Here is a 5,893-nt window from a genome sequence, read left to right on the forward strand (position 1 = left end):
ATGAAAAACTTACAGAACCTTTTGAACAGGTCGAGGGAAACATCACAATCGAAGGTGTGGATTTTGATTGTACCTGCGTTATGTTGCAGAGCAAATGGGGAAACTATGGAAAATTCAACGGTGAGAAATTAGAACTGGAACGCTTTATAAAGAGATACAAAAACTATAGCTTTGAAATTGTAGATGAATTATACGGGTATAATCAAGTATTGTATTCTGGTTATTTATCTATCTTAGAAACAGAAGATTTAGTTCAAATGGACATTTCAATTTACTTTACGGGCAAAATTATTTACGATACAAAAGAGTAACAAATTCCAGCTTGTAGAATTGGACTTTGGAGATGTAAAATAAAAAATAAATTGGAAGTTGGTGGAGAAATTCTATGAGTGTATGCACATTTATTGCTTCGGATTTTCCCTTGACAGAAGTTTCGCCTGTTCAGGATTATCCATTTGAAATAAATCTTGATAAGGGTACAATGTATGACGGTGGCGCAGATGATAACTATTTTCTGCATTTCTTTCAAGATGTTCAAAACTATACCGACAAGAAAAACGGAGTCTGTCTGGAATGGAACTACTTTACAGAGGGTAGAGCAAAACAAATTATTGAATATATGAAAAATGTCTTGCAGGATACGACTTCCATAGAACTCTGGCATGTGTGGTTAATGGACTACTATGAATTTGAGGACAGACCTGTAATTCATAGGCAAACAGTTTCTATTGATGAACTTACCACAAAACATATCAAGGAAATTGATGATGCAGAGATTTGGAATACTCCCGACAAAATGTATCCAAATAGACCGTCATTCTATTGCTTGGAAATAAAACGATAATGACAACTCCCAGTTTGTCGAGCCTGGGCAGGAACAGCGGATTAAAACGGTGTTCTCGCCTGGCTCCTTTAGCCCCCGGCAGGGCGCAAAGCACTTTCATACTGTCAGCCTCAAAGGGGCGTCGGTGTGAAAGTGCTTTTGCGTTACTTTCTCACCAGAAAGTAACAAAGAGGTTGTGACAGCCACCCAGGTATGGTAAAATAGAGGTAGTAGGATATAGTTCTTTTTACAAGAAAGGGACGGGTGATTTTATAGAAACAACCATTTCGGGAATGACAGGCCGAGGAAGTATTCGGCACAATAACAGGAGCTTTTCGGCGGCGAATGTAGACCGCAGCCGGTCGGAGCAGAATATCACTTTTTGCAACGATGACTTGAAGCAGGTGTACCATGAGCTTTTTGATGAAGCATTGGCTGCCTATAACGCTAAAAAGAAAAAGACCAGGGACAAAATACCGAACTACTATGAGCATATCCGACAGAGCAAACAGGAGAAGTTATTTCACGAGGCCATCTTCCAGATCGGCAACATGGAGGACTGCGGGTGCGGCTCCCCAGGAGGGGAACGGGCAGCGGCAGCTCTCAAAGAATTTGCAGAGTCCTTCCAGGAGCGTAATCCTCATCTGCGGGTATTCAATATGGTGCTGCACATGGATGAGGCCACGCCTCACCTCCATGTAGACTTTGTGCCGGTGGCTACCGAGCAGAGCCGGGGGCTGTCTACGAGGGTTTCCATGAAGCAGGCGTTAAAGCAGCAGGGGTTTGAAAGCCTGGGCCGAAAGCAAACCGAATGGAAAGCCTGGATGGGGCGTGAGAAGGTATCTCTTGGAGAGATTGCCCAGGTACACGATTTTGAGATTATCAGCCTGGGTGGTGGTCGGCCTCACATGGATTTGCCAGAGTACCGGGCAGCGGCGCAGCGCCTTGAAGCTGTCCAGGAACAGGTTGCAGCAGCAGAACAGGATATAGCAGCTCTGGAAAAGCAGAAAAAAGCGCTTCAAGGGAATGTGAAGCTCCTAAAGGCGGTTGAGAAGGTCAAGCCTGATCTGGAGGCCATACAGCCAGAAAAAACGCTGACAGGAGCTGTGAAAGGCGTTACCGTAGAACAGGTAAAGGAACTGAAGGCGGCAGCAATCAGAGGTGCGGCGGCGGAACAGAAAGTGCAAGAGCTGAAGGAAGAAAATCAGCGGCTTCAGCAGAAAATCCCCTCAACGAAAGAAAGGCTGAAGGAGGCCCAGGAGAGGCAGCGGCTTGAAAACCAAAACCGAAAGCTGCTGGTACAGGTGGAGTGCCTGGAACAAGAGTTGGAGCAGGAGCGCAGCTTCTCGGATCGGCTCCTGGATGGGGTAAGTTCGGTGATGGATTTTCTGGATCGGCACCTGCCAGAGAAGTTCCGGCCCCTTGTCGAAAGAGCCAGGGAGCTGTTGCCTGTGCCGGAGGTGCAGCAGCCAGAGCAGGAGCAGGAACGAGGTCATACCTGGGGCGGCATGGAGCTTTGATAAGATAGGGAAAAACTGTATTGATAATATATGCCTGTCCAGGGGACTTGAAAGCGCCATCTGGACAGGCTATAATAACAACAGAAAATAGGGAATAAAATGTATTGATAATATATGCCCCCCTATGGGGTATGGGGATAGCAAGGAGTTAGTGTGTTGTAAAATAGGGAATAAAATGTATTGATAATATATGCCCCCCTATGGCCTTTAGGCCAAGGAAAAATAATAAAAATATTCTCTCTCGGATAGGGAGAAAGTCGGAGGGGAAAATGGGGGTGAGCGACGGGGTGTGGGAATGTGGTAAACCTAAAAGGTTTTCCATCATTTCCATGCCCCAGAGCGAGGGGGAAAAGGGGGAGGTGACTTTCTCTTTAAGGCCCCGAAGGGGCTGCTCTTTGGCTCCCCCTTTTCCCCCTGTGGGTTTGCAGAATGTGTGAAAAGAGGTGTAAGGAATGGCGGATCAGCAAGAGGCTCTGGAACGACAGCGGGAGCTTTATCAGGAAAAGAATGAGCATTTGGAAAGGTTTTTGGAGCCGGTAGCGCCGTATGAGTTTTATCGGGAGATCTTCCCGGAGGGTTCTTTCGAGAGGAAGGGGCATTTTGAGGACAGGAAGGGAAACGGGATTGCAGTGACGGTTCAGAAAGTTGAGGTCGATAAGGCGACCGGGATTGCCTTGCAGATCGAGGGGGATGGTAAGGCGAAACGCTGTACTATCACTGACGAGCTGGACGAACTGCGGGCGCTGCAAGACACTGATTTTACGATTATGTCCCCGATTTCCTATTTTGGTCTGCGGCGATGCGGTAAAAATGCCAGGTATCTTTATGCTCTGGTGTTTGACCTGGATGGGGTAGGTATGCCGCAGCTTCGGGATACGCTGCACCAGATGAACAAGGATATTCTGCCCCAGGCAACCTTTGTTGTAAACAGCGGGACGGGGCTTCACCTGTATTATGTGCTGAAAGAGCCGGTGCCTATGTATCCGCACAACCAGAAATGCTTGAAGGAGTTGAAATATTCCCTTACTCGGCAGATTTGGAACCGATATACCTCCACGATAAAAGAACCGCAAATGCAGGGCATTTTGCAGGGCTTTCGGGTGGTCGGCTCCGGCTCGAAACTGGGGCGGGAGTACCCTGTGAGGGCGTTTCGGCTTGGCGGGCCGGTGGAACTGGCGCAGCTGCTCGATTATATTCCGGACAGCAACGGGGAACGGCAGCGGCTTGAGGGGCTTATGAGAAAGAGCCGCCTGTCGCTGGATGAAGCAAAGGAGAAGTACCCAGATTGGTATGAACGGAGGATTGTCAAGAAGGAACGGCGGGGGCGTTGGACGGTCAAGCGTGACCTTTACGATTGGTGGCTGCACCGGATCGCTGACGAAATTCGGGTAGGCCATCGCTTTTATGGCATTATGACGCTGGCGATTTATGCGAAAAAATGTGGGATTGACGAGGACGAAGTGCGCCGGGACGCTTTTGCGCTGCTCCAGCCCTATGATGATATGAGCGTGGAGGATATAAACCGCTTCACGAAAGATGATGTGGTGTGCGCCCTGGAGATGTTCAATGAGGACTATGTGACATTCCCCAGGGACGATATAGCGAAGCTTTCCGGCCTGACTATGCCTGTTAATAAGCGGAACTGGCGCAAACAGCCGGTGCATTTGCAGGGCGCGAGAGCAATCCAGGAGATTAACGATAAGGCCAATGGTACGAATTGGAGAGAAGGGAATGGGCGGCCTAAAGGTAGCGGAACGGCTCAGGTGCGGGTTTATGAGTGGCGGCAGCAGCACCCGGAGGGGCGCAAGGCCGACTGCCACCGGGAAACTGGCCTTGATCCGAAAACTATCCGTAAATGGTGGGACTGCCCGCCTCCAGCGGTACGCTTTGAAGATGGGCATATAACAGTGCGGATGGCTCCCTCCCAGGCATTGAGTGATTTGTTGGTGGAGGATTTCAAAAAGGGGCTGTAACCGCCCCAGAACGCCCTGTACGGCGCTTTTGAGGGTGGGAAGGGCTTTATATTGCCATGCCGAAAAAGAGCCGTAAAAACCGCAAAAATAAGGCTTTTTTAACCCCTAAATGTACACGTTGCATTGTTACGCATATCAGAAATTGGTGTTCACAAAGATGTTGCAATAAACATTCGCAACGCACTTGCAAAATAAATGGATATTGAATATAATAAAGGTGCAAGCTATCAGAGAAGAAAGGAGAGCTTTATATGGCAAAAGAAAATATGACGATTAGGATGGAACCGGAGCTGAAAGCACAGGCGGCAGCTCTCTTTAAGTCCCTTGGGATGGATTTGAGTACGGCAACCGGCGTTTTTTACAGGCAGGCACTTCGCTGTCATGGACTTCCCTTTGAAGTCAAGGCTGACGAGCCGAACGCAGTCACCTATGCAGCGATGGAAGCGGCAGAAAAAGATGAGGATATGTACGGGCCTTTTGATAGTGTTGCAGATCTGATGGAGGCGCTGAATGCTTAAGCCGGAGTTTACGGGGCAGTTCAAACGAGATTATAAGCTTGCAATCAAGAGGGGCTGCAATCCGAAGAAATTGGAAGAAGTAGTTATAATGTTGTGTAAGGAGCAGCCGTTGCCGGAGTCATATCGGGATCACGCCCTCACAAATTCCAGAAACTATAAGGACATGAGGGAGTGTCACATTGAGCCGGATTGGCTGCTCGTTTACAAGGTTTATCGAGAGACTTTGATTTTGAAATTGATTAGGACAGGTTCTCATAGCGATTTGTTTTGAGAACGGTGCTGAATTGGAAGCGTGGTGATGATATATGGCGGGTACAATAGCAGAAATTGCGGCAGAATGTGGTGTGTCTGAACAGGCGGTTCGTGGATGGTGTCGGCGAAACCATGTTGCGAAAGATGCGAAAGGAAGTTTCGCAATCAGCGAAAGTCAAAAAACCGCTATATATCAGCATTATTTAGGTGTTGGGCGAAACCAAGTTTCGCAATCAGCGAAACCAAGTTTCGCAACTTGCGAAACCTCCGAAACGGCGTTGATTTCCATGTTACAGAAAGAATTAGACCGTAAAAACGAGCAGCTTTCTGTAAAGGACAAGCAGATTGAAGAATTGAATGCAAGGTTGGCAGAGATCAGCTCGGCGCTGGTGGTAGCACAGCAAACTGCCCAGGCCGCCCAGGCGCTTCATGCCGGAACAATTCGGCAGCAGCTTACGGATGGTGACGCTGATCCAGATGTACATAGTCAGGAGCCAGAAGAAGGGGAGGAAAAGAAAGGGTGGTTGAGCCGCCTGTTCGGAAGATAAAAAGAGAGCGGCAAATTAGAATTTGACGGGGAGGTCTCATGAGGACAGAATATAAACACAATCCGCCCATTCCATATAGTCTGCATGATATGCGGGTCAAAAAGATTATAATTCAAGATAAAACAATAGTCCTTGAATTCGAGGACGGATATGAAAAACTTACAGAACCTTTTGAACAGGTCGAGGGAAACATCACAATCGAAGGTGTGGATTTTGATTGTACCTGCGTTATGTTGCAGAGCAAATGGGGAAACTATGG

General features: G+C 48.0%; 7 protein-coding genes and 1 pseudogene. All 8 read left to right on the top strand.

What is annotated here, in order from left to right:
- The coding region (locus H9X84_RS12505; RefSeq protein WP_205142734.1) for a hypothetical protein at window positions 1–311 on the top strand (311 nt) is incomplete at its 5' end.
- A gap of 74 nt (window positions 312–385) precedes the next feature.
- Window positions 386–844, top strand: coding sequence for a hypothetical protein (locus H9X84_RS12510; protein ID WP_205134597.1), 459 nt, complete (start codon window positions 386–388; stop codon window positions 842–844).
- Window positions 845–1,116: 272 nt separating this feature from the next.
- On the top strand, window positions 1,117–2,343 hold the full coding sequence (locus H9X84_RS12515) for a plasmid recombination protein (protein WP_205134596.1): 1,227 nt from the start codon (window positions 1,117–1,119) through the stop codon (window positions 2,341–2,343).
- 452 nt (window positions 2,344–2,795) lie between these two features.
- On the top strand, window positions 2,796–4,316 hold the full coding sequence (locus tag H9X84_RS12520; protein WP_205134595.1) for a hypothetical protein: 1,521 nt from the start codon (window positions 2,796–2,798) through the stop codon (window positions 4,314–4,316).
- 251 nt (window positions 4,317–4,567) lie between these two features.
- Window positions 4,568–4,834, top strand: a complete 267-nt coding sequence (locus H9X84_RS12525) for a type II toxin-antitoxin system RelB/DinJ family antitoxin (RefSeq protein ID WP_205134599.1) — start codon at window positions 4,568–4,570, stop codon at window positions 4,832–4,834.
- Window positions 4,827–5,105, top strand: coding sequence for a type II toxin-antitoxin system YafQ family toxin (locus H9X84_RS12530; protein ID WP_205134598.1), 279 nt, complete (start codon window positions 4,827–4,829; stop codon window positions 5,103–5,105). Before H9X84_RS12525 ends, H9X84_RS12530 begins: the two co-directional genes overlap by 8 nt.
- Before the next feature lie 34 nt (window positions 5,106–5,139).
- Entirely contained in the window at window positions 5,140–5,634 is a 495-nt protein-coding gene (locus H9X84_RS12535; RefSeq protein ID WP_243423767.1) for a hypothetical protein, read from the top strand.
- Window positions 5,635–5,672: 38 nt separating this feature from the next.
- Window positions 5,673–5,893, top strand: a pseudogene (locus tag H9X84_RS12540) (hypothetical protein); the annotation flags it as partial.

This window comes from Anaerotignum lactatifermentans (assembly GCF_016902535.1).
GTDB classification, from domain to species: Bacteria; Bacillota; Clostridia; order Lachnospirales; family Anaerotignaceae; genus Anaerotignum; species Anaerotignum lactatifermentans_A.

Bases quoted from the DNA above. Each gene is read 5' to 3' on its own strand.
- H9X84_RS12535 (WP_243423767.1), top strand. From the start codon at position 5,140: ATGGCGGGTACAATAGCAGAAATTGCGGCAGAATGTGGTGTGTCTGAA.
- H9X84_RS12530 (WP_205134598.1), top strand. From the start codon at position 4,827: ATGCTTAAGCCGGAGTTTACGGGGCAGTTCAAACGAGATTATAAGCTT.
- H9X84_RS12520 (WP_205134595.1), top strand. From the start codon at position 2,796: ATGGCGGATCAGCAAGAGGCTCTGGAACGACAGCGGGAGCTTTATCAG.
- H9X84_RS12525 (WP_205134599.1), top strand. From the start codon at position 4,568: ATGGCAAAAGAAAATATGACGATTAGGATGGAACCGGAGCTGAAAGCA.
- H9X84_RS12510 (WP_205134597.1), top strand. From the start codon at position 386: ATGAGTGTATGCACATTTATTGCTTCGGATTTTCCCTTGACAGAAGTT.
- H9X84_RS12515 (WP_205134596.1), top strand. From the start codon at position 1,117: ATGACAGGCCGAGGAAGTATTCGGCACAATAACAGGAGCTTTTCGGCG.